The following is a 444-nucleotide window of genomic DNA, read 5'->3' as shown; positions in this document are numbered from 1 at the left end:
ATTGGACCATTCGTTGATGATCGCCGTGAACTTGGGGTCGCCATTGGCGCGATCTCTCTCATCACAGCACATCAAAAACAATCTGTGTTCACACATCTGAAATCAGAAAAACCTGATGGATGGTATCCAGAAAATGGTGAAAACTCAGTTGCCTGGACGAACGGCAATGCCCTTCTTCCTCTGGAAGAAAGAGCCTTTCCTCACCAGATGTTGCTTCTCTCTTTAAATATAGTGGCAGCCGGACCTTACTTACTCGAAGAAAATACTCATACCAACCCTGACATGCAGAAGCAGTCTGCTTAATCTCTGTTAGCAGATCAGATAAAATCGGGGCTTTCTCTTCACCGGGAAAGCCCCTTTCCTATGACTAAAATCCACTCAGTAATTATCTATGCATCAGGCTTGATCGTAATCACACAGGATTTCGGCTGTCCGGCCTGAGTT

General features: G+C 45.5%; 1 pseudogene. It reads left to right on the top strand.

The annotated features are described in order from the left end of the window. Positions 1-303, top strand: a pseudogene (locus Abin_RS15435) (Hint domain-containing protein); the annotation flags it as partial. Positions 304-444 lie beyond the last annotated feature (141 nt).

Origin of the sequence: Acetobacter indonesiensis (assembly GCF_000963945.1) — a bacterium.
In the GTDB taxonomy this organism is placed as follows: domain Bacteria; phylum Pseudomonadota; class Alphaproteobacteria; order Acetobacterales; family Acetobacteraceae; genus Acetobacter; species Acetobacter indonesiensis.
This window is presented reverse-complemented; position numbering and strand designations above follow the sequence as displayed.